Below are 21,520 nucleotides of genomic sequence, written 5' to 3'. Positions count from 1 at the left end.
TCGGGTTTTAGTTGTGATTCGCGGAACGTACTCGTTTTCAATCGCCCGCCAGCAACCCGGCGAGCGCGCTCAAGGTATCACCGCACGGCGCGGCCACCTTCAGCGATAGCAGTGGATCGGCGCGCGTGCGGCCAAGATTGATCGCCGCGACCGGCTTGCCCTGGCGCTGCGCCCAGACGCAGAAGCGGTAGCCCGAATACACCATCAGCGACGAGCCGGCCACCAGCACCGCATCGGCCGCATCGAGCGCATGCGACGCCGCTTCGACGCGCGCCTTCGGCACGTTCTCGCCGAAGAACACCACCGACGGCTTCAGCAGCCCGCCGCAGTTCGAGCATGCCGGCACGCGAAAACCGCCGAGATCGTGCCACTCGAGATGCGCGTCGCCATCGGCGGCGGCTTCGGCCGTGACGTCGAGCAGTGCAGGGTTGTCGGCTTCGAGCGTCTGCTGGATCGCCGCGCGCGAATGCTGCATGCCGCAGTCGAGACAACTGACGCCGTCGATGCCGCCATGCAGCTCGATCACGTCGCGGCTGCCCGCGCGCTGATGCAAGCCGTCGACGTTCTGCGTGACCAGCGTCGGCACGTGACCGGCCGCTTCGAGGCGCGCGAGCGCGACGTGCGCGGCATTGGGCCGTGCGCGCGCGACCAGCGGCCAGCCGACCATGCTGCGCGCCCAGTAGCGCTGACGCATCGCCAGCGTGCCGAGGAACTCCTGCAGCGTGATCGGCGGCGAGCGCTTCCATGCGCCGTTGTCGTCGCGATAGCCGGGGATGCCGGAGTCGGTGCTGATGCCCGCGCCGGTCAGCACGAACAGGCGGGGATGACGCTGCACGAAGCGATGCAGATCGTCGAGCGTGTGCGGGTCGGCGAGGGATTCGGTCGGCGTGAGCTGAAGGTCGGTCATGACGGGGATCTGGAGTTGCTTGCGCGCATCAGCGGTGTGAGTTCGGTTTGCCGCGCCTGGCTGTCGAGCGACGCGCGTCCGCCTGCGGCTTCGACTTCGCGCCCTGCGCGCCCTGCGCCTCCGGCCGCCGCGCCGGCCGCGCTTTGTGCGCCTGCCGCTTGTGCCACGCAGCCAGCGCGATCTCGTAGCGCTCCAGTGCTTCGTCGTAGAGATCGAATACGCACTGCGTGCAGCCGCTGTGACAGCAGTCGTCGAGATCGGGCCGCACGGGCGGCTGCGGCGGCGGGTCGTCGCTGGGTGTGGCGCGGGGCACGGCGCGTGGCTTTGCTCGGAGAGACGGCGGAGCGCCCAGTATAAGTTGAACGCGCACGCGCCGCTCCGGGTTGCAAGATGGTGCTGCGCGCCGCTCAGCCGCGCCCGACGAACGGCATCTTGCTCGCCATGATCGTCATGAACTGCACGTTCGCCGACAGCGGCAGGCTCGCCATATGCAGCACCGCGTCGGCGACGTGCTGCACGTCCATCAGCGGCTCGACCGCGATCTCACCGTTCGCTTGCGGCACGCCGCGCGCCATCCGCGCGGCCATCTCGGTTCCCGCGTTGCCGATGTCGATCTGTCCGCACACGATGTCGTGTTTGCGGCCGTCGAGCGACACCGCTTTCGTGAGCCCGGTAATCGCGTGTTTGGTCGCCGTATAGGCGGCGCTGTTCGGACGCGGCGCATGCGCGGAAATCGAGCCGTTGTTGATGATGCGGCCACCGCGCGGATTCTGCGTCTTCATCAGCCCGAACGCCGCGCGCGTGCAAAGGAATACGCCGTTCAGGTTGGTGTCGACGATCGAGCGCCATTCGTCGATGCTCACTTCATCGAGCTCGACGGGCGAGCCGTTGCGTCCCGCGTTGTTGAACAGCACGTCGAGCCGGCCGAAGCGCGCCCGGATCGTGTCGAACAGCGCGGCGACGCTGTCGGGTTCGGTCACGTCGCACGACACCGCGAGCGCGTCGCCGTGTTGCGCCCGCGCTTCCTGCGCGACCGCATCGAGCGCGGCCTGGCGGCGTCCGGCGAGCACCACGCTATAGCCGTGCTTCGCAAGCGTCAAGGCGCACGCGCGGCCGATGCCGCTGCCCGCGCCCGTCACCAGCGCCACTTTGCTGTTTCCTGATTGCCACATCGCGCTTCTCCTGTTGTGTTCGCTTGCGGTGCGCGCTTTTTGCGGCAATCGCTCCGATCGCCCTACACACGCGCGGCTCTTTTCGCTCCGCACCATACAACAGTGAATCGGCGATCGCAAACCGCCCCACGTCTTTGAGCCCCCTTTCACCGGGTACGTGGCCGCCGAACGCGGCACGTCGGCGCGCGCAACAGTGGTATCGTTCGCGGTTGCGCATCGCGCGCAAGATTCACAGCCTTCCGTGGACGGACGAAGGCGTACTGGAAGCACGTTTGATGAATGAATGCCCGAACCCGCGGCGCCGCTGGCCGCGTAGCCGCAACTCCGCACTGCTGAACGGCACGATCGGTTGGCACGTGATCGTGTTGATCGGCGTGGCCGTCGCACCGGCCGCGTGGCCATGGTGGCTCGCCGCGATCGTCGCGAACCACGCGCTGTTTACGGTCACCGGACTATTGCCCCGCACGACGCTGCTCGGACCGAACTGGACCCGCCTGCCCGCGAGCCCGCGCAACGCGGATGCGATCGCGCTGACCATCGACGACGGCCCCGATCCCGTCGTCACACCGCAAGTACTCGATCTGCTCGACGCGTTCGACGTGCGCGCGACGTTCTTCTGCATCGGCTCGAAGGTCGAGCGCTATCCGCAGCTCGCGCGTGAGATCGTCGCGCGCGGACATGCGCTCGAAAATCATTCGCAGATGCACGTGCATACGTTTTCGGTCACGTTCCCGCACGCGTTGACGCGCGAGATAGCCGCCGCGCAACGCACGCTCGAAACCGTCAGCGGCGCTCGGCCGATGTTCTTCCGCGCGCCCGCCGGGCTGCGCAACCTCTTTCTGGAGCCGGTGCTGCGCAAGCTCGATCTGCGTCTCGCGGCGTGGACACGGCGCGGCTACGATACGCGCGAGCGCAACCCGCACGTGGTCGCGCGGCGGCTGCTCGATGGCCTCGCCGCGCGCGACATCCTGTTGCTGCACGATGGCAACGCCGCGCTGACGATCGAAGGACAGCCGCTGATTCTCGCGGTGCTGCCGAGCGTGATCGAAGCGGCGCGCGAGCGGCATCTGCGGTTCGTCACGCTGCGTGAAGCGCGCGTCGATGCGTAACCCACGCCCTTGAAGTGACATCGCGTGGATGCGACGCTACACGCGAAAATCCGCCGCCATATCCTCGTCCGTACGCGCTGCGCGCTGCTTTGCTTCAGCAACTCGATCGGATCGCGGTGCAACTCGCCGACCGCCCGATGGCACGAGCGTTTCGAATGCTCGCGCGCGGCGCGGCCGCGCGCTTCCCGTTCGGCAATGGTGCTGGCTTTCATGCTTTCTCTCCGTTTTGCTTTGCCGCACATGGCGTCGTTAAAACCGAGAGCTGCACGCGCGCTCATAACGGGTCCGAAAAACCGCATCGGTAAAAATGTTCTGGCGCTTTTCCCGCACCACGCTGGCTGGAATCGCACGCAAAAGCGGACAAACTTACCGAGGTTCTTTGGGCCGAACTCACCGTCTGGTGAAAATTTCGTTGTTCGTCGCGCCATGCACTTCAGCAAACGCGAAGCGCGCCGTATACCCATCCCTGCAGGATTTGGCGACGCACGATAGCCCTTGAAAAAGGGCGCGTTCCGCACTGTTCCCTAACGTGCGTATCTGCAGCTGATCGCGCTGCTGTACCAACTGCTGCAAAAGGCACGCAAGGAAGGGATGATGGCGCTCGAAAGCGACGTCACCAGCCCGGAAGAGAGCGTGATTTTCCAGAAGTACTCGCAAGTGCTGGAGGATCATCATCTGCTCGATTTCATCGTCGATTATCTGCGCATGATCTCGGGCGGCAACGTCAACGTGCACGAAATGGCGCCGAAGCCAAGCCATATCAATGCGTGAAGGCGGTGTTGCTCGCATCGCTGTCCGGCTACGCGCCGCCGGTCGCGGTGGAATTCGGCCGCAAGGTCCTGTTCACCGCCGACCGCCCGAGCTTCCAGGAACTCGACGACGCGGTGCGCGCGACGAAGATGCCGAAGTCGGCCTGACCCCGGGCGGCAACGTGAGAGAAAGAAGATCGCGCGCGGCGCAGGTAGAAGCGCCCGCGCCGGTAATCGTGCGCCGTTCGAGGAAGGGCGACGAGCACGGCGCGCATCACGGCGGCGCATGGAAGATCGCCTACGCCGACTTCGTCACCGCGATGATGGCGTTTTTCCTGCTGATGTGGCTGCTCGGCTCGACGTCGAAATACGACAAGCAGGGCATCGAGGATTACTTCAACACGCCGCTGTCGAGTCTGCTCGGCGGCAATGAAGGCACCGCAGCGGCGCGGCCGAGCGTCGTGCAGGGCGGCGGGCGCGACATCTCCGATACGCGGCCCGGCGTCGGCACGAAGAGCCAGACCGAGCCGACGCCGCCGCGCGCCGCGATGCCCGCGGTCACGCCGATGGATGCGAAGCGCTTGCAGCAGTTGAAGGCGAAACTCAGCGCACTGATCGAGCAGAGCTCCGTGCTGAACGCGTTCAAGGACCAGATTCGCATCTCGATCACGAACGAGGGCCTGCGCATCGAGATCGTCGATTCGCAGAACCGGCCGATGTTCGCGTCCGGCAGCTCGAAGCTGCAGCCGTACGCGGTGACGATCCTCACGCAGATCGGCGCCGCGCTGAACGACGTGGACAACCGCATTTCGATCGCGGGCCACACCGACGCGGTGCCCTACACAGCCGGCCCCGAAGGCTACTCGAACTGGGAGCTGTCGTCCGAGCGCGCGAATGCCGCGCGGCGCGCGCTGGTTGCCGGTGGCATGCACGGCGACAAGCTGCTGCAGATGCGCGGCCTCGCCGACGTGCTGCCGCTGAACAGCCACGTCGCCGACGAGCCGACCAACCGGCGCATCAGCATCCTCGTGCTGAACAAGGCCGCGGAGCAGGCGTTCTTCCACGACGGCGGCCGCGCCACGCTCGATGAATCGTCGCCGGTGGGCGCAGCGCTTCCGGCCCGGTCGGCGCGGCTGCTACCGGGTTCGCGACCCGCTTTACAACCCGCTTCGCAGCCTGCTGTCCAACCCGTCATCGCCACGCGTAGTACCCCGTAGTATTTTCGCAACCGCCGGCTCGCATGCGCGCGAAAGCATATGCGACCGCGGGCGCACCGCGCGTAGAATCGAGCGCATGCGCCCTACCCTCGTTCCGCAGCGCGAGTCCGAGCTGCCGCTGCATACGCCTAGTGTGTCGTCGCTGATGTTGGCGGCGGTCATTGCGCTGATCGCGTGGATGGCGATCCTCGCGCAGGCCGACCTGACGATCGATCGCACGCTCGCGCGCGGTCTTACCGTGTTCGATGCGCTCGCGCGCATGAGCAGCTACCTGACCAATCTGACCGTGCTCGCCAGCGCATTCTGCTTCACCTGCGTCGCGCTGTGGAAGCACAGCTCGCCGCTCGTGCGCTTTTTCCGGCAACCGACCGTCGTGACCGCGGTGGTCGCGTACATGGTGTTCGTCGGCATCGCATACAACGTGCTGTTGCGCGGACTGTGGCCGCTGTCGCCCTACCGGCTCCTGCTCAACGAGTCGCTGCACAGCGTGCTGCCGATGCTCGCCGCGCTCTACTGGGTGCTGTTCGTGCCGCGCTTCCATCTGCGCTTGCGCCACTGCCTGCTATGGCTCGTCTATCCGCTCGCCTATCTCGGCATCACGTTCTGGCGCGGCAGCCTGTCGGATTTCTATCCGTATCCGTTCATCGACGTCGAAACGCTCGGGCTGCGCCAGGTGCTCGTCAATTCCGCGCTGCTGTTCGGCGGTTTTCTGATGCTGCTGGCGGTGTTCGTCGGCATCAATTCCAGGCGCCGACGATGATGTTCCAGCTCATTCCATCTGGCCGGATGCGTTGCGCCGCGTTGCCGGGCGCACTTCTTGCACCCCTTTCGTCACTGACGCAGGCTGACGCCGCACTGGCGCGGCTTGCGCGGCGCCCTTGTGCAGGCGTGTTGCAATTGCAGCGGGCCCGCACGTAAATATGACTACAGGAGCGATGCATATGGACACGAATTCAGCGGCAGGCGCGGTAAAGGAAGTCGCCGGCAAGGTGCAAAGCGCGGTCGGCGACGCAGTCGGCGACACCAGCGCGCAGGTGGCGGGCAAGGCTCGCGAGTTGAGCGGCAAAGCGCAGCAGTTATGCGCGAACACGACGAGCCTCGTGCGCGACACGACGGCCGAAAACCCGTTCACGACGCTAGCCGTCGTCGCACTCGCCGGGTTCGTGATGGGCGCGCTGTGGTCGCGCGGCGGGCGCGACTACGACTAAAGCAGGGACGGCGCACCGGATCTTAAACGCCGATCGACAGTGCGAAGCAGTCGCACCCAAGCGGGCGCTCCGCTACAAGCGGATCGCCCGCTGCTTTACTAGCCGCTCTTCTTCTTGCGGCCGGCGCCCATCTCCAGTTCGATCCACGTCGGCGCGTGGTCGCTGGCGTGCGGTTCGCCGCACACCCAGCGGTCGACACCCGCGTTGCGCAGACGCGGCGCGAGATCGGCGCTCAGCAGCAAATGATCGATGCGCAGCCCCGAATTCGTGTCCCAATGACGGCGGAAATAATCCCAGAACGTGTAGACGCGCTCGTCGCCGAAATGCGTGCGCAGCGCATCGGTCCAGCCTTGCGCGAGCAGCTTGCGATAGCGCTCGCGGCTCTCCGGCTGCAACAGCGCGTCCTTTAGCCACGAGCGCGGGTTGTAGATGTCTTCGTCGGTCGGCACGACGTTGAAGTCGCCTGCGATCACGACCGGGTGGCCGCTCTCGTAGAGTTGCGCCGCATGCGCGATTAGATGATCGAACCACGCGAGCTTGTAGTCGAACTTGGGGCCCGGCTGCGGATTGCCGTTCGGCAGATACAGACACACGATCAGCACGCCGCCGACCGCAGCCTCGATGTAACGGCTATGCGTGTCGTCTTCGAAACCGGGCAAACCGCGCCGCCGTTCGAGCGGCGCGTCGCCTTTCGCCAGAATCGCCACGCCGTTCCACGCGCTCTGGCCTTGCCACACGGAGCCATAGCCGGCTTCGCGCAATGCGTCGACGGGAAACGCGCTATCCACCGCCTTCAGTTCCTGCAGACACACGACGTCCGGCGCCTCGCGCTCGAGCCATTGCAATAGCGCCGCCTGCCGAGAGCGGATTCCGTTGATATTGAACGTCGCAATGCGCAGCTTCGCCATGATCGTCCCTCCGTCGCTATGGCACCGCGAGCACCGACCCCATTTTGGCCCGGTTGGCCCGTTCCAAATTTATCACCCGCAAATTTCCATCCAGCTCGAACCTGTCGACATCCGCTGCGAAGCTACCAGCACGTCTGATCAATGGCGCCGAAAGCAGCTGCTAATCGGACGGTAACGGCATGTGTATTGCATTATAATCTTGTGCGCCGATGAGCCGCCGGCACGACGCCGACTCCGGCGAGGCGGGTTGCCCGCCTTTTTTACTGACTGACTTGAAACCGTTTCAATGGAAGCTGCAATGAACGCTGCCCCCGCATGCCCGCAATGCGCAATGGAAAACACCTACCCTGACGGCACGCTGTACGTGTGCGCGGACTGCGGTCACGAATGGTCGGCGAACGCTGGTGCCGACGCGAGCGACGAACCCACGGGCAGCGTCGTCAAGGATGCGAACGGCAACGTGCTGGCCGACGGTGATTCGGTCGTGCTGATCAAGGATTTGCGCGTCAAGGGTTCGTCGATCACGCTGAAGATGGGCACCAAGGTGAAGAGCATCCGGATCGTCGGCGGCGATCACGAAATCGACTGCAAGACCGACGCCGGCAGCTTCATGCTCAAGGCCTGCTTTCTGAAGAAGGTCTGAGGGGCCGTTCGCCGTTGGCGGCCCCGCTCCGAGGCGCAGTCCGCACTGCATGATTCAATCGACTGGTTGGCTACCCGAGCATACCGAGAATGGCTGAGGATCGAACCTCGTACGACGCGTTCGTCAAATTCATGTCCACGCCAATCAGTGATGGGCAACCGTTCGTGCTGGAGACGCAGCACGCGGTGTCGCTACACTTCGATCACTTCGCCACTCAGAGCTTCATGTCGCTCAGGAACCCGGAGAAGCTCACGCTCGGCTATACCCGCGCGATGATGGGATTTCTGTTGCTGCGGCCCGCCCCCACGCACATCTGCATGATCGGACTAGGTGGGGGATCGCTGGCGAAATATTGCTATCGGCACCTGCCTGAGGTCGCGATCGACGCAGTCGAGATCAGCCCCGAGGTGATCGCGCTGCGTGACGTATTCAGGATTCCCGCGGACGACGCGCGTTTCAAGGTGATTTGCGCCGATGGCGCGGACTACCTGATGCAGGATGACATTCGCACGGACGTGATCCTGCTCGATGCGTTTGTCGCGGAAGGGATGGCGAGCCGTTGTGCGAACCTCGCATTCTTCGCCGCCTGTCGCGAGCGCTTGACCGAAACGGGCGTCCTCGTCATCAACTTGACGGACGACGATCCGGCCATACCGCAGCACCTCGAGTGGCTGAGATCCGTATTTGGCGTTTGCTATGCGATCGCTCGGTGCGGCGACGACAGCAACTTCGTCGCGTTCGCCTGGAAAAGCGGGCAGCGTTTGCCGCCCAGGCAAGTGCTATTCGAGCGCGCCCTTTCGTTTGCCTTTGCGGACGAACTCAAACTGTCCGCCACTGCTCGCCATCTGAAAGAGGGCGAGCGCCTCGATCCGAAGCGGCTGGTCTGGCGTGAGCAAGGACAAGGGCATTGGGAAATCGGCGGTTGACCGGCGCGAGGTCAACCCGGGCGTCAGCGGCCACGCTTGGCGAGCGGGCTCTTGGTCTTGTAGGTCACGCCGTGACGCTCGAGATACTCGCGGATCAGTTGGCGGACGACTTGTGACGGCGTCAGATCCTGCGCCGAGCAGAGCATTTCAAATGCCTCTTTCTTGGCAGGGTCGATCAGGACGGTCAGGCGTGCGGTTTTCGTTTCCATTGCGAGGACGGGTCGGCAAATATGCTAACCAAATTATAATGCATTTGCTTGCGACGGCACGACGGTAACCGGCATTTCCGGCCAGCATTCTCCCCGCCTCGCGGGAGCTCAGTGCCTGCGCTCGAACCGGCAGAGATAGGTCAGCAGATCATCGACGACGGGCACGATCGCGAGCGTGACGAGTACGCCAGCGAGCGGCACGGTCGACACGTAGCCCACATGCTTGAAACCTATTGCGCCGAGCAGGCCGCCCACGAAGAACGCCGCTAGCATCGTGCCGTGGATCCTCAGCTTCGCGCGGTTTGCGATGACCGCGTGCTCGTCGTCGACGAGCACCGACCGATTCCAGTAAAAAAGCTTACCCAACTCGATACCGAGGTCCGTGACGATACCGGTCATGTGCGTCGTCCGGATCTCCGCGCCCGACAGCTTGGTGATCATCGCATTCTGCAGCCCCATGATGAAGCACAGCAGGATCACGGTCAGAGGGACGAAGAACGCTTCGCGTAGCGCGAGGTGGCTGCCGAGCAGACCGAACAGCAGCAGCAGCGCGGCCTCGACCACCAGCGGCAGCACGTACTGGCTTTGCAGGCTGCGGCGGCGCCCCCAATTGACGAGCACGGCCGAGCACCCCGCTCCGACCAGAAACGATGCCAGCGAACCGATGCCGGCCAGCACCAGCCGGAGGTCCCCGAGCGCCGCCTGATCCGCGATCGCCGACACGATCCCGCTCATATGCGACGTGTATTGCCTGACCGCAAGGAAGCCGCCGGCATTGGTGGCACCGGCGACGAAGGCAAGAGAAAACCCGAGCTGACGGTTCGCGCTCGTGCTGCGGTGTTTTCCCGTCAGGCTTCGAAAGTACTGCGCAGGCATAGGATCTTCACTCAATCGCTTGAAACAACAGCAAATACGTGGCGGACATGTGGCTCACATGATAATTACATTATCATATCCTGTTATCCAGATTGGTTTCTGATGTCATAATGCGCTTCGAGTGAGGCCGGCAAGCCGGAGCTCATTCCATGCTCCTCGTCCAATCCGAGCGTACTGGAGACATTCCGGATGGCACCCTTCCCGGTCGTCCATTTCGTCCTGCTGGTCGCAGCCGCCTGGCTCGCGGTCGGCACGCTGGGTCTCGGAGTTCTGCATCGCACGCGATTCGTCGCACACGGGCTGTTTCCGCTCGGCGCGCTGGGAGGGCTGCTGCTGGGTGCGGCGGGACTCGCCGGCATCTTCACCGAACCAACCATCGCGGTGCTGCCGATCGGCCTGCCCGGGTTGCCGTTCCATCTGCGCGTCGATGCGCTATCCGGCTATTTCCTGTTCGTGCTCGGTGTCGTCAGCGCGGGGATCGGCGCCTTCTCCGCCGGTTATTTCCGCAAGGGCGAAGGGTCGGCGCCCGGACTGATCTGTTTCGAGTACCACGTTTGCATCGCGAGCATCGCGCTCGTGCTGATCGCCGACGACGCGTATGGGTTCATGGTCGCCTGGGAAACGCTGACGCTATCCGCGACGTTCCTCGTGATGACCAACCATCGGATCGCCGAGATCCGCCGCGCGGGTTACCTGTACTTCCTGATCTCCCACGTCGGCGCGCTCGCGCTGCTGCTTTGCTTCGGCATCCTGCAGGCGCGCACCGGAGACTACACGTTTGCCAACCTGCGCGCGCAGTCGCCCGACGCGTTCTGGGCTTCGCTCGCCTTCCTGTTCGCGCTGGTCGGATTCGGCGCCAAGGCAGGCGTGTTCCCGTTGCACGTGTGGCTGCCGGACGCCCATCCCGCGGCGCCATCCCCCGTATCGGCGCTGCTCAGCGGGTTCGTGCTGAAGGTCGGTCTGTATGGCCTGATCCGAACCGTGTTCGACCTGCTGCATCTGCCGATCGCCTGGTGGGGCGCGCTGCTGCTCGTGCTGGGTATCGGCACCGCGCTGCTCGGCGTGGTGTTCAGTACGATCCAGGTCGACATGAAGCGTCTGCTCGCGTATTCGTCGATCGACAACGTCGGCCTGATGATCGTTGCGCTCGGGCTCGCGGTGCTGTTTCGCGCGTACGGAATGACGGAGCTGTCCGCGCTGGCGTTGACCGCGATGCTCTACCAGATCGTCGCGCATGCGGCCTTCAAGAGCCTGCTGTTCCTCGGCACCGGGGCCGTGCTGCACGCCACCGGAGAGCGCAATCTCGGCAAGCTCGGCGGCCTGATCCGTGTGATGCCGTGGACCGCCTGGGCCGTGCTGACAGGCGTCGCGGCCAGCGCCGGCTTGCCTCCGATGAGCGGCTTCGTTGCGGAATGGCTGCTGCTGCAAAGCTTCCTGTTCACGCCCGGTCTGCAGAACTCCGTGCTGGCGATGACGGTGCCGATCGCGGCCGCGCTCGTCGCGATGACGGCAGCGCTGGCCGGCTACACGATGGTCAAGTTCTTCGGCATCGTCTTCCTCGGGCAGCCGAGAGAAGCGAAACTGAGTCGCGCATACGACGCGAACAGATGGGAACGGCTCGCGTTCTGCTGGTTCGCGGTGGCCGGTGTGCTGCTCGGACTGATGCCCACGCAGTTCGTCAAGGTGCTGGACCGGGTCACGCGCGTGCTCGTCGGTGCCGGAATCGGCGCGGAGAATCATGGCTGGCTGATCTTCGTGCCGGTATCGAGCGCGCGGGCGAGCTATATGCCCGTCGTGTTCATGCTGTTTTTCGTCGCCTGCTGCGGCCTTGCGTGGGTGCTGGTACGGCGCTTCTACCACGGTCGGCTGCGACGGGCCGCGCCGTGGAGTTGCGGCTTCCCGTTCACGACCGCGCGGATGCAGGACACGGCGGAAGGCTTCGGGCAGCCGATCCGGGAGATCTTCGCGCCGCTGCTGCGCATCGAGCGGCAATTGCCGTCGCCGTTCGACGCACAGCCGGCCTACCGGGTCTCGGTCGCCGACCGCACGTGGTCGATTCTCTATGACCGTATCGCGGCACTCACGCAACGTGCGGCGGAATGGGCCGGCCGGCTGCAGACGGGCAGGATCGCCGTGTACCTGACCTACAGCTTCGCCGTGCTGATCCTGCTCCTGATGCTGGTGAGACGATGGTGACCCTATCCGGCGTGCTATCGCAAAGCCTCGAGATCATCGTGGCGCTTGCCGCCGCGCCACTGCTCACGGGCTGGGTCAACCAGTGCCGCGCGTGGCTGCAGAACCGGCGCGCGCCCAGCATCTGGCAGCCGTACCGGATGCTCCACAAGCTGTTCAACAAGGAGTCGGTCGTCGCTCATGGCGCGAGTCCGGTGTTCCGTGGCGCGCCCTATGTCGTGTGGGCAGCGATGACGCTCGCCTGCGCAGTCGTGCCGACGCTGTCGACCGAATTGCCGCTGTCTCCCGCCGCGGATGCGATCGCGCTCGTCGGCCTGTTCGCGTTCGCGCGCGTCGCGCTATCGCTCGCGGCGATGGATGTCGGCACGGCGTTCGGCACGCTCGGCGCCCGCCGCGAGATGCTGGTCGGTTTCCTCGCGGAGCCGGCCTTGCTGATGGTGCTGCTGTCGGCCTCGCTGATCACGCAGTCGACGCTGCTCACGAGCATCGTCGCGACGCTCGGACACAGCGAGCTGACGATCTACCCGAGCCTGGCGTTTGCCGGCATAGCGTTCACGCTGGTGTCGCTCGCCGAGAATGCGCGGCTGCCCGTCGACAACCCGACCACCCACCTCGAGCTGACGATGATCCACGAGGCGCTGATCCTCGAATATTCGGGGCGGCACCTCGCGCTGATGGAATGGGCAGCCAGTCTCAAACTGTTCGCCTACTCGTGCATCGGTATTGCGTTGTTCATGCCGTGGGGGATCGCCGCGGCGGGTAATCCGCTCGCGCTGGTGTTCGCGGTGCCGGCACTGTTCGTCAAGCTGATGGTGGGCGGCGCCGCGCTGGCCGTGGTCGAGACCGCCAACGCGAAGATGCGGATTTTCCGGGTTCCGGAGTTCCTTGCGACCGCCTTCCTGCTCGCCGTGATCGGCATGCTCGTCCATCTGCTGCTGGGAGCCTGAATGCACGCCTACGCGACGCAACTGATCAACTTCCTCGCGGCCGTGCTGCTGATGCTGTCGTTCGCGATGCTGAGCCAGCGCCGCATCCTGTCGCTGATTCATCTCTATACGTTGCAGGGTGTCGCGCTGGTGCTGGCAATCCTGATCCTCGGATTCGTGACGGGTGATGCGCACCTGTACGTGTCGGCCGGACTGACGCTCGTGCTGAAGGTCGGCGTGATTCCGTGGATTCTGTATCGGCTCGTGCGCAGGCTCGACATTCAGGCCGACGTCGAGCCGCTGATCAACATTCCGACGACGCTGCTGATCGGCATCGTGCTCGTGATCATCGCGTTCAACGTCGCGTCGCCGATCAGCCAGCTTGCGACGTCGGCCGCGCGCGGCACGCTCGGGATCGCACTGGCGTGCGTGCTGTTGTCGTTCATGGCGATGATCACGCGCGCGAAGGCGGTTCCCCAGGTGATCGGCTTCCTGTCGATGGAGAACGGGCTGTTCTTTGCCGCCACGGCCGCCACCAATGGCATGCCGATGATCGTGGAACTCGGTATCGGGCTCGACGTGCTGGTCGGGATTCTGATTCTGGGCGTGTTCATGTTCCAGATTCGCGAGCAGTTCGACAGCCTGGACATCCATCACCTCGAGAAACTCAAAGATGAATGACGCCCACGTCGTGCTCGCCGTGCTGGGCATTCCGCTGGTGGCGGCCGCGTCTCTCGCGGCCGTGCGTCCTGCTGGGGTGGCGCGCAACCTGAACGCCGGCTTCAGCTTCGTGACGTTCGCGGCGACGCTCGTGCTCGCCGCGCGCACCGTCGAACACGGACCGTCGTTCGCGTTCGACCGTGCATTCTTCGTCGATCCCCTGAACGTGTACCTCGTCGCGTTGACTGCCTTCGTCGGCTGGACGACGTCGCTGTTTTCGCGGCCGTACATGCAGATCGAAGAGGCGCGCGGGCGGATGACCGCGCCGCGCATGCGCCTCTATCACAGCATGTACCAGTTGTTCATGTTCGCGATGCTGCTCGCGCTGCTGACCAATAACCTGGGCGTGCTGTGGGTCGCGATGGAGGGTGCCACGCTCGCGACCGTGCTGCTCGTCAGCGTCTATCGGACCGCCGCGAGCCTCGAGGCCGCCTGGAAGTACTTCATCCTGTGCGGCGTCGGCATCGCGCAGGCCTTGTTCGGCACGATTCTGCTGTACCTCGCCGCGAGCCGGCAACTGAGCGACGGCGACGCGCTGCTGTGGACGAGCCTTGCCGCCGTCAGGACGCACCTCGACCCGTCCATCGTGTCGATCGCCTTCGTGTTCCTGCTGGTCGGCTACGGCACGAAAGTCGGCCTCGTGCCGATGCACAACTGGCTGCCGGACGCGCACGCCGAAGGCCCGACACCGATTTCAGCGGTGCTGTCCGGGCTGCTGCTGAACGTCGCGCTGTACGCGGTGCTGCGCTGCAAGGTGCTGGCGGACGGCGCGCTCGGCAATGGCCTGCCGGGACGATTGCTGGTCGGGTTCGGGCTCGTGTCGGTGCTGATCGCGTCGTTCTCGCTGTTTCGGCAGAAGGACGTCAAGCGGCTGTTCTCGTATTCGTCGATCGAGCACATGGGACTGATGACGTTCGCGTTCGGCCTCGGCGGCCCGGTCGCGACGTTCGCCGGTCTGCTGCATATGACCGTCCATTCTCTGGTCAAGTCGGCGATCTTTTTTGCGGTGGGCCACGCGGCGCAAAAGACGGGTACGCAGGCGATCGAAGGCATTCGCGGGCTGCTGCAGGTCAGCCCGACCGTCGGCTGGAGCATGATGCTCGGCGCGCTCGCGATTCTCGGCCTGCCGCCGTTCGGCGTGTTTGCAAGCGAGTTCCTGATCCTGACGACCGCGATGAACACGCTGCCGTGGACAGCGCCGCTGTTGCTGCTCGGCCTCGCCGTTGCATTCGCGGCGATCTTCGCGCGCGTGCAGCGCATGGTGTTCGGTGAGACGACGACGGCAAAACCGCTCGAGCATCGTCCCGCGCCGCTGCCGGTCTTCGTGCATCTGGGTCTGGGGTTGATGCTGGGGCTCTATGTGCCACCGTACCTGGCGACGTGGTATCGCCAGGCTGCAACGATGTTGGCGGGGTGACCGATGCGACTCGAATCGATGCAACTTGCCGCCACTCGCCTCACACATCGTGCGGGCCAGATTCCAGCAGCCGTGGTGAGCGCCGATGAATCAGCGTGGCTCGGGCTTGCGCGCACCGCGCGATCGGAGCAGGGGCGCCTCGTTGCGATGTGGGGCAGCGAAGCAGCCGAAGAGGGTTTCTCGGTGAACGCCGCGTACGAATGCGATGACGGCATAGTGTGGGTGCGCCTGCCGATCGGGCGTAAGCAGAAGGCCGGTGGAGACTATCCCGATCTCGCCACTGTTTTCCCGTGTGCGACTCGCATGCAACGGGCGATCTTCGATCTGACCGGCCTGCGCGCGCGTGGCGCCCAGGACACGCGCCCGTGGCTCAATCACGGCAACTGGCCCGACGATTATTTCCCGCTGCAACGGCAGGCGAGCGGAGTCGAAGCCTTCGAATCGAGCGAGGCGGATTACCCATTCGTGCAGGTTGCGGGCGATGGCGTGCACGAGATCGCTGTCGGGCCAATTCATGCCGGCACTATCGAGCCGGGGCATTTCCGCTTCTCGGTCGTCGGCGAGAAGGTGTTGCGCCTCGAAGAACGTCTCGGCTATGTGCACCGCGGCGTCGAGCGTCTGTTTGAACGCACTCCCGCGTCGCACGGTCATCGGGTTGCGGCCAGGATTGCGGGCGACTCGACCGTCGCGTTCGCGTGGGCCTTTAGCATGGCGCTCGAGCAAGCCAGCGGCACGCAACTGTCGAAGCGCGCACTGTATCTGCGTGCGCTTCTGCTCGAACGAGAACGCGTCGCCAACCACCTGGGCGACCTCGGCGCGCTGGGCAATGACGCCGGGTTCGGCTTCGGACTCGCGCAATTCTCGCGGCTAAAGGAGGACTGGATACGGACGAACGCCCGCCTGTTCGGACATCGTTACCTGATGGATCGGATCGTACCGGGCGGAGTATCGGTCGACGTTCGCGGCGACGACGCGGCGGTGCTGACGCGGCAATGCGAACGCATCGAACGCGAGGTTCACGTGATGCGCAAAGTCTACGAGGACCAGTCCGGACTGCAGGATCGATTCCTCGGCACGGGCCGATTGACGCCCGCTGTCGTCGAGCATTTCGGCGTGCGTGGCATGGCCGCCCGCGCCAGCGGCCGAATCTTCGACGTTCGTGCGAACCTGCGCGCTGCTCCGTATGACGACATCGCGGTCAATGCGATCGGTGATGCGCGCGGCGACGTGGCCGCACGCGTCGCCGTGCGCTTCGCCGAAATCGATGAATCGCTGCGCCTGATCCGCACGCTGCTGACCAATCTTCCCGATGACGGTCCCGCGGTCGTCGCCATGAGGCCTGCAACGGCCCCCGCGCAAGGAGTAGGCTGGGTGGAAGGTTGGCGGGGGGACGTATTCGTCGCACTCGATCTCGCCCCGGGCGACGTCATCGGCCGATGCCATTGCCACGATCCGTCATGGCAGAACTGGCCGGCGCTCGAACACGCGATCATCGGCAACATCGTTCCTGATTTCCCGCTGATCAACAAGTCGTTCAACCTGAACTACGCGGGGCACGATCTCTGATGTGGCAACTGATCCGGCAATTCGCGCGCACCGATTTTCCCGGCGAACCTGCGCCGGCGGCAGAAGACGCGTGGCTTCACGAGGAGCGACGCATTCGCGAGGACATACTCGATCTGCTCGGGCGGGCGCTATGCATCCGGCAGATCGATGCGGGTTCATGCAATGGTTGTGAACTGGAGATCCACGCGCTGAACAACCCGTACTACAACATCGAAGGGCTCGGCATCAAATTCGTCGCGAGTCCGCGGCATGCGGACCTGCTGCTCGTGACCGGGCCGGTGACGCTGAATATGCGCGCGGCCCTGCTCGCCGCGTACGACGCGACCCCCGCTCCGAAACTCGTCGTTGCCGCCGGCGAATGCGCGTGCACGGGCGGCATTTTTGCCAATAGTTACGCGGTGTGCGGCCCGGTTTCGTCGATCTTGCCGGTCGACGTGACGATCCCCGGATGTCCGCCGCCGCCGATCGATTTGCTGCGAGGCATCCTCACAGCCTGCCGGGCGCGTTGAGCCGCAGGTCGATTTCGCTTTTTTCCAGGCGCAAAACCTGCAATTTCGCACGTGTTTGCGCGACTCCAGCCCGGCTCCTTCCTGGTCATTGCGCATATTGGCCTGCCTTTATTGCGCAGATCGGCTTTGCGCTTGCAGCGAGTTTTTAATACCGTTGTAGCTGCGCCTGCAACGGCACTTAAATTGCTGCTCAATGGTTTTGTGTCAACGCGATGCGTTGGACATCGACGCGTCGTCAGCCTGCATTGACCTTTCAGTGGAGTCAACAGATCGTCATGACCACGCCTACAGAATGTCAGCATTGCGGGGACACCCCCGCTTCGGAGTCGACCGCCGAGCCCAACACCACTCCTTCCCAACCGTCGCGCCGCCGCTTCCTGCAATCGGCGGCGGCCGCCGCGACGATCGGCGCGGCGCCGCATCTGCGCGCGCAAGAGCAGGCACCCGCCTCAACCGCGCCGCAAAGCAACCCTGTAGTGCCGCCGCACGCCGTCACATTGACCGTCAACGGCCGCGCATACGCGCTACAGCTCGAACCGCGGGTGACGCTGCTCGACGCATTGCGCGAATACGCGGGATTGATGGGCACGAAGAAAGGCTGCGACCGTGGTCAATGCGGCGCCTGCACGGTGCTCGTCGATGGCCGCCGCATCAACTCGTGTCTGACGCTCGCCGTGATGCATGAAGGCGAGAACATCACGACCGTCGAAGGACTCGCGAGCAACGGCACGTTGAGTCCGGTGCAGGCCGCGTTCATCGAACACGATGCGTTCCAGTGCGGCTACTGCACGCCCGGGCAGTTGTGCTCGGCGACCGCCCTGCTCGGCGAGTTCCGCAACGGCACGGCGAGCACCGTGACTGCCGATGTGCGCGCGCGTCCCGCCGCGCTCACCGACGACGAAATCCGCGAGCGCATGAGCGGCAACATCTGCCGCTGCGGCGCGTACGTGAACATCGTTGCCGCGGTGCGCGCCGCGCACGAGCACGCCTGACGGAGACCGACATGGATGCGATCTCCTACGAACGCGCCGGTGACGTCGCCAGCGCGGTGCGCGCCGCGCAACAGCCCGGCGCGGTGTTCATCGGCGGCGGCACGAATCTGCTCGATCTGATGAAGGGCGGCGTCGCGCGGCCGGTGCGGCTCATCGACATCACGCACATCGGCGGCCTCGACTCGGTGACGACGCTGCCCGGCGGCGGCCTGCGCATCGGCGCGCTGGTGCGCAATAGCGACGCGGCCAATCACGCGCTGGTGCGCGAGCAGTACCCGCTGCTGTCGCAAGCGCTGCTCGCGGGCGCGTCGCCGCAGTTGCGCAACATGGCGACGGTCGGCGGCAATCTGCTGCAACGCACCCGCTGCGGCTACTTCTACGACACCGCTTTTACGCATTGCAACAAGCGCCTGCCCGGCAGCGGCTGCGCCGCGCTCGACGGCCATAACCGCGCGCACGCGATCCTCGGCGCGAGCCCGCAATGCATCGCGGTCAACCCGTCGGACATGAGCGTCGCGCTGGCCGCGCTCGATGCGCTGGTGCGCGTGAACGGCCCGGGCGGCGAGCGCACGATCGCGTTCGCCGACTTCCATCGGCTGCCGGGCGACCGGCCCGACGTCGATACCACGCTGCAGCCCGGCGAGCTGATCACCGCAGTGGATTTGCCGCCGCCGCTGTTCAGCGCGCATTCGCACTATCTGAAGGTGCGTGACCGCGCGAGCTACGCATTCGCGCTCGTATCGGTCGCGGCCGCTTTGCAGATGGACGGCGAACGCGTGCAGAGCGCGCGCATCGCGCTCGGCGGCGTCGCGCACAAACCGTGGCGCGCGAACGTGGCAGAACACATGCTGAGCGGCCAGCCGCTCAGCCAGGCCACGCTGAAGAACGCCGCCGCGGCCGCGTTGAGCGGCGCGCAGCCGCGCCACGACAACGCCTTCAAGGTCCAGCTCGCGCAGCGCGCGATCGTGCGCGCGGTCAACCAGGCCGCCGGCAACGCGGGAGGTGTCGCATGAATCTGATCGGACAACCGCTCGATCGCGTCGATGGACTGCTGAAGGTGACCGGCGACGCCCGTTATGCAGCCGAATTCCCCGGTGCACGCCTCGCGCATGCGGTGCTCGTGACGAGCACGATCCCGGCCGGCACGATTTCGTCGATCGATGCGAGCCGCGCCGAAGCCGTGCCCGGCGTGCTGCTCGTGATGACCTACCAGAACGCGCCGCGCCTGCCGAACGGTGGCAAGCCCGCGCTCTCGCCTCCGGCCGGCCGGCACCTGTCGCTTCTGCAAGACAACGAGGTGCACTACAGCAACGAGCCGGTCGCGGTGGTCGTCGCCGATACGCTCGAACATGCGACCGATGCCGCGCGCCAGCTGCGCATCGTCTATCAGCCGGGCGCTGCGGCGCTCGACTTCGAGCAGGCGAAGCCGCACGCGCATGCGCCGGACAAGCCGCAAGGCCGCCAGACCGACACGCAGCGCGGCAGTTTCGAAGACGGCATGCAAAGCGGCGACGTGCATATCGAGGCCACCTACACGACGCCGATCGAGCATCACAACCCGATGGAGCCGCACGCGACGATGGCGCACTGGGACGGCCCGCAGTTGACGGTCTACGACTCGACCCAAGGCGTGAGCGGCACCGCCCAGGTGCTCGCGAAGACGTTCGCGATCCCGGTGTCCGACGTGCGCGTGATATCGCCGCTGATCGGCGGCGGCTTCGGCTGCAAGGGCTCGTCGTGGTCGCACGTGTCGCTGTGCGCGATGGCCGCGCGGCAAACCGGGCGGCCGGTGCGGCTCGTGCTCGAACGGCCGCAGATGTTCGGCCCGGTCGGCGCGCGGCCGCGCACCGAGCAGCACTTCGTGATCGCCGCGCGGCATGACGGCACGCTGAGCGCGATGCGCCACGACAGCATCTCGAACACGTCGATGATCGAAGACTGGACCGAGACCTGCTGCATGGTCACGCGCATGCTGTACGCGGTGCCCAACCAGGTGACGACGCACCGGCTCGTGCAGCTCAATGTCGGCACGCCGACCTTCATGCGCGCGCCGGGCGAAACCACCGGCTCGTTCGCGCTCGAATCGGCGATGGACGAACTCGCCGTCGCGCTGAAGATGGACCCGCTCGCGCTGCGCCTGAAGAACTACGCGGACAGCGATCCGCAGGAGCACAAGCCGTGGTCGGGCAAGTCGCTGCGCGAGTGCTATCAGATCGGCGCCGAGAAGTTCGGCTGGTCCCGCCGCTCGCAAACGCCACGTTCGATGCGCAACGGCAACACGCTGATCGGCATGGGCATGGCGACCGCGACCTATCCGGCCAATCGCAGCGAGGCGTCGGCGCTCGCGCAGATTCTGCCGGACGGCACCGCGGTGGTCGCATCGGGCACGCAGGATATCGGCACCGGCACCTATACGGTGATGACCCAGGTCGCCGCCGATGCGCTCGGCTTCACGCCCGAGCAGATCCACTTCGCGCTCGGCGATTCGTCGCTGCCGCGCGCGCCGGTGTCGGGCGGCTCGCAGTCGGCGGCCAGCGTGTCGCCCGCGGTACGCGACGCGGCGAGCCAGGCGCGCAGCCAGCTGATCGCGCTGGCGCTCGCCGATGCGGCCTCCCCGGTGCATGGCTTGCCGCTCGACGACGTCATCGTCGAAAGCGGCTGGGTCGTGAGCCGCTCGCAACCGGGCAAGCGTGATCCTGCCGCCGCGATCATCGCGCGCGCGGGCGGCAAGCCGATCGAGGCAACCGCCACCGTGAAGCCCGGCGACGAGAAGCAGAAATACTCGTTCCACTCGTTCGGCGCGGTGTTCGTCGAAGTCCATGTCGATGCCGAGTTGGGCACGATCCGCGTGCCGCGCGTGGTCGCGGTGTACGACGTCGGCCGGGTGCTGAACCACAAGACCGCGCGCAGCCAGATGATGGGCGGCATCGTGTGGGGCATCGGCGCGGCGATGCAGGAGGAAAGCACGCTCGATGAGCGCTTCGGACGCTTCACGAACGCGAACCTCGCCGAGTATCACGTGCCGGTGAACGCCGATATCGGCACGATCGACATTACGTTCATCGACCGGCCCGATCCGTACATCAACTCGCTCGGCGTGCGCGGGATCGGCGAGATCGGCATCACGGCCGTGGTGGCCGCGATCGCGAACGCGGTGTACAACGCGACCGGCGTGCGGGTGCGCGATCTGCCGATCACGCTGGACAAGGTGGTGAGGACCTGAACCAGCGGCAGCGCCGGACATGGTGCGACGGCGAAAGCGGCGGGCGGTGG

General features: G+C 65.4%; 21 protein-coding genes and 2 pseudogenes. 16 read left to right on the top strand and 7 right to left on the bottom strand.

Annotated elements, in window-relative coordinates; translation table 11 throughout:
• Nucleotides 1-37 precede the first annotated feature (37 nt).
• The 3 genes from BC1002_RS17135 to BC1002_RS17125 all read right to left on the bottom strand — a co-directional run bounded on the left by BC1002_RS17135 (nucleotide 38) and on the right by BC1002_RS17125 (nucleotide 2,079).
• Entirely contained in the window at nucleotides 38-907 is an 870-nt protein-coding gene (locus BC1002_RS17135) for an NAD-dependent protein deacetylase (RefSeq protein WP_013091256.1), read from the bottom strand.
• A 28-nt stretch (nucleotides 908-935) separates the two neighbouring features.
• On the bottom strand, nucleotides 936-1,220 hold the full coding sequence (locus tag BC1002_RS17130) for an oxidoreductase-like domain-containing protein (RefSeq protein WP_018437135.1): 285 nt from the start codon (nucleotides 1,218-1,220) through the stop codon (nucleotides 936-938).
• A 94-nt stretch (nucleotides 1,221-1,314) separates the two neighbouring features.
• Nucleotides 1,315-2,079 carry an SDR family oxidoreductase gene (locus tag BC1002_RS17125; protein WP_013091254.1) on the bottom strand — a complete coding sequence of 255 codons (765 nt, stop codon included), beginning with the start codon at nucleotides 2,077-2,079 and terminating at the stop codon, nucleotides 1,315-1,317.
• Between the two features lie 275 nt (nucleotides 2,080-2,354).
• Here BC1002_RS17125 and BC1002_RS17120 point away from each other — a divergent pair, with 275 nt between their 5' ends.
• Nucleotides 2,355-3,188 (top strand): polysaccharide deacetylase family protein, encoded by an 834-nt coding sequence (locus BC1002_RS17120; protein ID WP_013091253.1) that lies wholly within the window; start codon nucleotides 2,355-2,357, stop codon nucleotides 3,186-3,188.
• A gap of 70 nt (nucleotides 3,189-3,258) precedes the next feature.
• Here the strand turns inward: BC1002_RS17120 and BC1002_RS38905 are convergent.
• Nucleotides 3,259-3,400, bottom strand: a pseudogene (locus BC1002_RS38905) (DUF2252 domain-containing protein); the annotation flags it as partial.
• A 322-nt stretch (nucleotides 3,401-3,722) separates the two neighbouring features.
• Here BC1002_RS38905 and BC1002_RS36365 point away from each other — a divergent pair.
• The 4 genes and pseudogenes from BC1002_RS36365 to BC1002_RS17090 all read left to right on the top strand — a co-directional run.
• Nucleotides 3,723-4,105 (top strand): annotated as a pseudogene (locus BC1002_RS36365) (MotA/TolQ/ExbB proton channel family protein); the annotation flags it as partial.
• 14 nt (nucleotides 4,106-4,119) lie between these two features.
• Nucleotides 4,120-5,154, top strand: a complete 1,035-nt coding sequence (motB, locus tag BC1002_RS17100; protein WP_013091252.1) for a flagellar motor protein MotB — start codon at nucleotides 4,120-4,122, stop codon at nucleotides 5,152-5,154.
• A gap of 76 nt (nucleotides 5,155-5,230) precedes the next feature.
• Complete coding sequence (locus BC1002_RS17095; RefSeq protein ID WP_013091251.1) at nucleotides 5,231-5,914, top strand: Pr6Pr family membrane protein; 684 nt, start codon at nucleotides 5,231-5,233, stop codon at nucleotides 5,912-5,914.
• A 181-nt stretch (nucleotides 5,915-6,095) separates the two neighbouring features.
• Nucleotides 6,096-6,362: a CsbD family protein gene (locus tag BC1002_RS17090; RefSeq protein ID WP_013091250.1), complete on the top strand. Its 267-nt coding sequence runs from the start codon at nucleotides 6,096-6,098 to the stop codon at nucleotides 6,360-6,362.
• Between the two features lie 98 nt (nucleotides 6,363-6,460).
• Here the strand turns inward: BC1002_RS17090 and xth are convergent, their stop codons facing one another.
• Nucleotides 6,461-7,270, bottom strand: a complete 810-nt coding sequence (xth, locus tag BC1002_RS17085) for an exodeoxyribonuclease III (RefSeq protein WP_013091249.1) — start codon at nucleotides 7,268-7,270, stop codon at nucleotides 6,461-6,463.
• 298 nt (nucleotides 7,271-7,568) lie between these two features.
• Here xth and BC1002_RS17080 point away from each other — a divergent pair, with 298 nt between their 5' ends.
• Both BC1002_RS17080 and BC1002_RS17075 read left to right on the top strand, forming a co-directional pair.
• Nucleotides 7,569-7,913, top strand: a complete 345-nt coding sequence (locus BC1002_RS17080) for a zinc ribbon domain-containing protein YjdM (protein WP_013091248.1) — start codon at nucleotides 7,569-7,571, stop codon at nucleotides 7,911-7,913.
• 89 nt (nucleotides 7,914-8,002) lie between these two features.
• Nucleotides 8,003-8,839: a spermine/spermidine synthase domain-containing protein gene (locus tag BC1002_RS17075; protein WP_013091247.1), complete on the top strand. Its 837-nt coding sequence runs from the start codon at nucleotides 8,003-8,005 to the stop codon at nucleotides 8,837-8,839.
• A gap of 23 nt (nucleotides 8,840-8,862) precedes the next feature.
• Here the strand turns inward: BC1002_RS17075 and BC1002_RS17070 are convergent, their stop codons facing one another.
• Together BC1002_RS17070 and BC1002_RS17065 are read right to left on the bottom strand one after the other, a co-directional pair.
• On the bottom strand, nucleotides 8,863-9,048 hold the full coding sequence (locus tag BC1002_RS17070; RefSeq protein WP_013091246.1) for a CopG family transcriptional regulator: 186 nt from the start codon (nucleotides 9,046-9,048) through the stop codon (nucleotides 8,863-8,865).
• Between the two features lie 108 nt (nucleotides 9,049-9,156).
• On the bottom strand, nucleotides 9,157-9,924 hold the full coding sequence (locus tag BC1002_RS17065; RefSeq protein ID WP_013091245.1) for a YoaK family protein: 768 nt from the start codon (nucleotides 9,922-9,924) through the stop codon (nucleotides 9,157-9,159).
• 189 nt (nucleotides 9,925-10,113) lie between these two features.
• Between BC1002_RS17065 and hyfB the strand changes: the two genes are divergently transcribed.
• The 9 genes from hyfB to BC1002_RS17020 all read left to right on the top strand — a co-directional run bounded on the left by hyfB (nucleotide 10,114) and on the right by BC1002_RS17020 (nucleotide 21,470).
• Nucleotides 10,114-12,120 (top strand): hydrogenase 4 subunit B, encoded by a 2,007-nt coding sequence (gene hyfB, locus BC1002_RS17060; protein WP_013091244.1) that lies wholly within the window; start codon nucleotides 10,114-10,116, stop codon nucleotides 12,118-12,120.
• On the top strand, nucleotides 12,114-13,064 hold the full coding sequence (locus BC1002_RS17055) for a respiratory chain complex I subunit 1 family protein (protein WP_013091243.1): 951 nt from the start codon (nucleotides 12,114-12,116) through the stop codon (nucleotides 13,062-13,064). The genes hyfB and BC1002_RS17055 overlap by 7 nt, the downstream gene beginning before the upstream one ends.
• Nucleotides 13,065-13,724 (top strand): formate hydrogenlyase, encoded by a 660-nt coding sequence (locus BC1002_RS17050; RefSeq protein ID WP_013091242.1) that lies wholly within the window; start codon nucleotides 13,065-13,067, stop codon nucleotides 13,722-13,724.
• A complete protein-coding gene (locus tag BC1002_RS17045; protein ID WP_013091241.1) occupies nucleotides 13,717-15,180 on the top strand; it encodes a hydrogenase 4 subunit F in 1,464 nt (487 codons plus the stop codon). The genes BC1002_RS17050 and BC1002_RS17045 overlap by 8 nt, the downstream gene beginning before the upstream one ends.
• Before the next feature lie 3 nt (nucleotides 15,181-15,183).
• Nucleotides 15,184-16,746, top strand: a complete 1,563-nt coding sequence (locus tag BC1002_RS17040) for a hydrogenase large subunit (RefSeq protein WP_013091240.1) — start codon at nucleotides 15,184-15,186, stop codon at nucleotides 16,744-16,746.
• Complete coding sequence (locus tag BC1002_RS17035; protein WP_013091239.1) at nucleotides 16,746-17,255, top strand: NADH-quinone oxidoreductase subunit B family protein; 510 nt, start codon at nucleotides 16,746-16,748, stop codon at nucleotides 17,253-17,255. Before BC1002_RS17040 ends, BC1002_RS17035 begins: the two co-directional genes overlap by 1 nt.
• A 275-nt stretch (nucleotides 17,256-17,530) precedes the next feature.
• Complete coding sequence (locus BC1002_RS17030) at nucleotides 17,531-18,247, top strand: 2Fe-2S iron-sulfur cluster-binding protein (protein ID WP_041734892.1); 717 nt, start codon at nucleotides 17,531-17,533, stop codon at nucleotides 18,245-18,247.
• Nucleotides 18,248-18,258: 11 nt separating this feature from the next.
• Nucleotides 18,259-19,260 carry an FAD binding domain-containing protein gene (locus BC1002_RS17025; RefSeq protein WP_013091237.1) on the top strand — a complete coding sequence of 334 codons (1,002 nt, stop codon included), beginning with the start codon at nucleotides 18,259-18,261 and terminating at the stop codon, nucleotides 19,258-19,260.
• Nucleotides 19,257-21,470 (top strand): xanthine dehydrogenase family protein molybdopterin-binding subunit, encoded by a 2,214-nt coding sequence (locus BC1002_RS17020; protein ID WP_013091236.1) that lies wholly within the window; start codon nucleotides 19,257-19,259, stop codon nucleotides 21,468-21,470. The genes BC1002_RS17025 and BC1002_RS17020 overlap by 4 nt, the downstream gene beginning before the upstream one ends.
• The last annotated feature ends 50 nt before the right edge of the window (nucleotides 21,471-21,520 follow it).

The organism is Paraburkholderia atlantica (assembly GCF_000092885.1).
Lineage (GTDB): Bacteria > Pseudomonadota > Gammaproteobacteria > Burkholderiales > Burkholderiaceae > Paraburkholderia > Paraburkholderia atlantica.
This window is presented reverse-complemented; position numbering and strand designations above follow the sequence as displayed.

Bases quoted from the DNA above. Each gene is read 5' to 3' on its own strand.
- BC1002_RS17065 (WP_013091245.1), bottom strand. From the start codon at position 9,924: ATGCCTGCGCAGTACTTTCGAAGCCTGACGGGAAAACACCGCAGCACG.
- BC1002_RS17080 (WP_013091248.1), top strand. From the start codon at position 7,569: ATGAACGCTGCCCCCGCATGCCCGCAATGCGCAATGGAAAACACCTAC.
- BC1002_RS17035 (WP_013091239.1), top strand. From the start codon at position 16,746: ATGTGGCAACTGATCCGGCAATTCGCGCGCACCGATTTTCCCGGCGAA.
- BC1002_RS17030 (WP_041734892.1), top strand. From the start codon at position 17,531: ATGACCACGCCTACAGAATGTCAGCATTGCGGGGACACCCCCGCTTCG.
- BC1002_RS17125 (WP_013091254.1), bottom strand. From the start codon at position 2,079: ATGTGGCAATCAGGAAACAGCAAAGTGGCGCTGGTGACGGGCGCGGGC.
- BC1002_RS17135 (WP_013091256.1), bottom strand. From the start codon at position 907: ATGACCGACCTTCAGCTCACGCCGACCGAATCCCTCGCCGACCCGCAC.
- BC1002_RS17025 (WP_013091237.1), top strand. From the start codon at position 18,259: ATGGATGCGATCTCCTACGAACGCGCCGGTGACGTCGCCAGCGCGGTG.
- BC1002_RS17050 (WP_013091242.1), top strand. From the start codon at position 13,065: ATGCACGCCTACGCGACGCAACTGATCAACTTCCTCGCGGCCGTGCTG.
- BC1002_RS17075 (WP_013091247.1), top strand. From the start codon at position 8,003: ATGGCTGAGGATCGAACCTCGTACGACGCGTTCGTCAAATTCATGTCC.
- BC1002_RS17055 (WP_013091243.1), top strand. From the start codon at position 12,114: ATGGTGACCCTATCCGGCGTGCTATCGCAAAGCCTCGAGATCATCGTG.
- BC1002_RS17045 (WP_013091241.1), top strand. From the start codon at position 13,717: ATGAATGACGCCCACGTCGTGCTCGCCGTGCTGGGCATTCCGCTGGTG.
- BC1002_RS17090 (WP_013091250.1), top strand. From the start codon at position 6,096: ATGGACACGAATTCAGCGGCAGGCGCGGTAAAGGAAGTCGCCGGCAAG.
- BC1002_RS17070 (WP_013091246.1), bottom strand. From the start codon at position 9,048: ATGGAAACGAAAACCGCACGCCTGACCGTCCTGATCGACCCTGCCAAG.
- BC1002_RS17095 (WP_013091251.1), top strand. From the start codon at position 5,231: ATGCGCCCTACCCTCGTTCCGCAGCGCGAGTCCGAGCTGCCGCTGCAT.
- BC1002_RS17120 (WP_013091253.1), top strand. From the start codon at position 2,355: ATGAATGAATGCCCGAACCCGCGGCGCCGCTGGCCGCGTAGCCGCAAC.
- hyfB (WP_013091244.1), top strand. From the start codon at position 10,114: ATGGCACCCTTCCCGGTCGTCCATTTCGTCCTGCTGGTCGCAGCCGCC.
- xth (WP_013091249.1), bottom strand. From the start codon at position 7,270: ATGGCGAAGCTGCGCATTGCGACGTTCAATATCAACGGAATCCGCTCT.
- BC1002_RS17020 (WP_013091236.1), top strand. From the start codon at position 19,257: ATGAATCTGATCGGACAACCGCTCGATCGCGTCGATGGACTGCTGAAG.
- BC1002_RS17040 (WP_013091240.1), top strand. From the start codon at position 15,184: ATGCGACTCGAATCGATGCAACTTGCCGCCACTCGCCTCACACATCGT.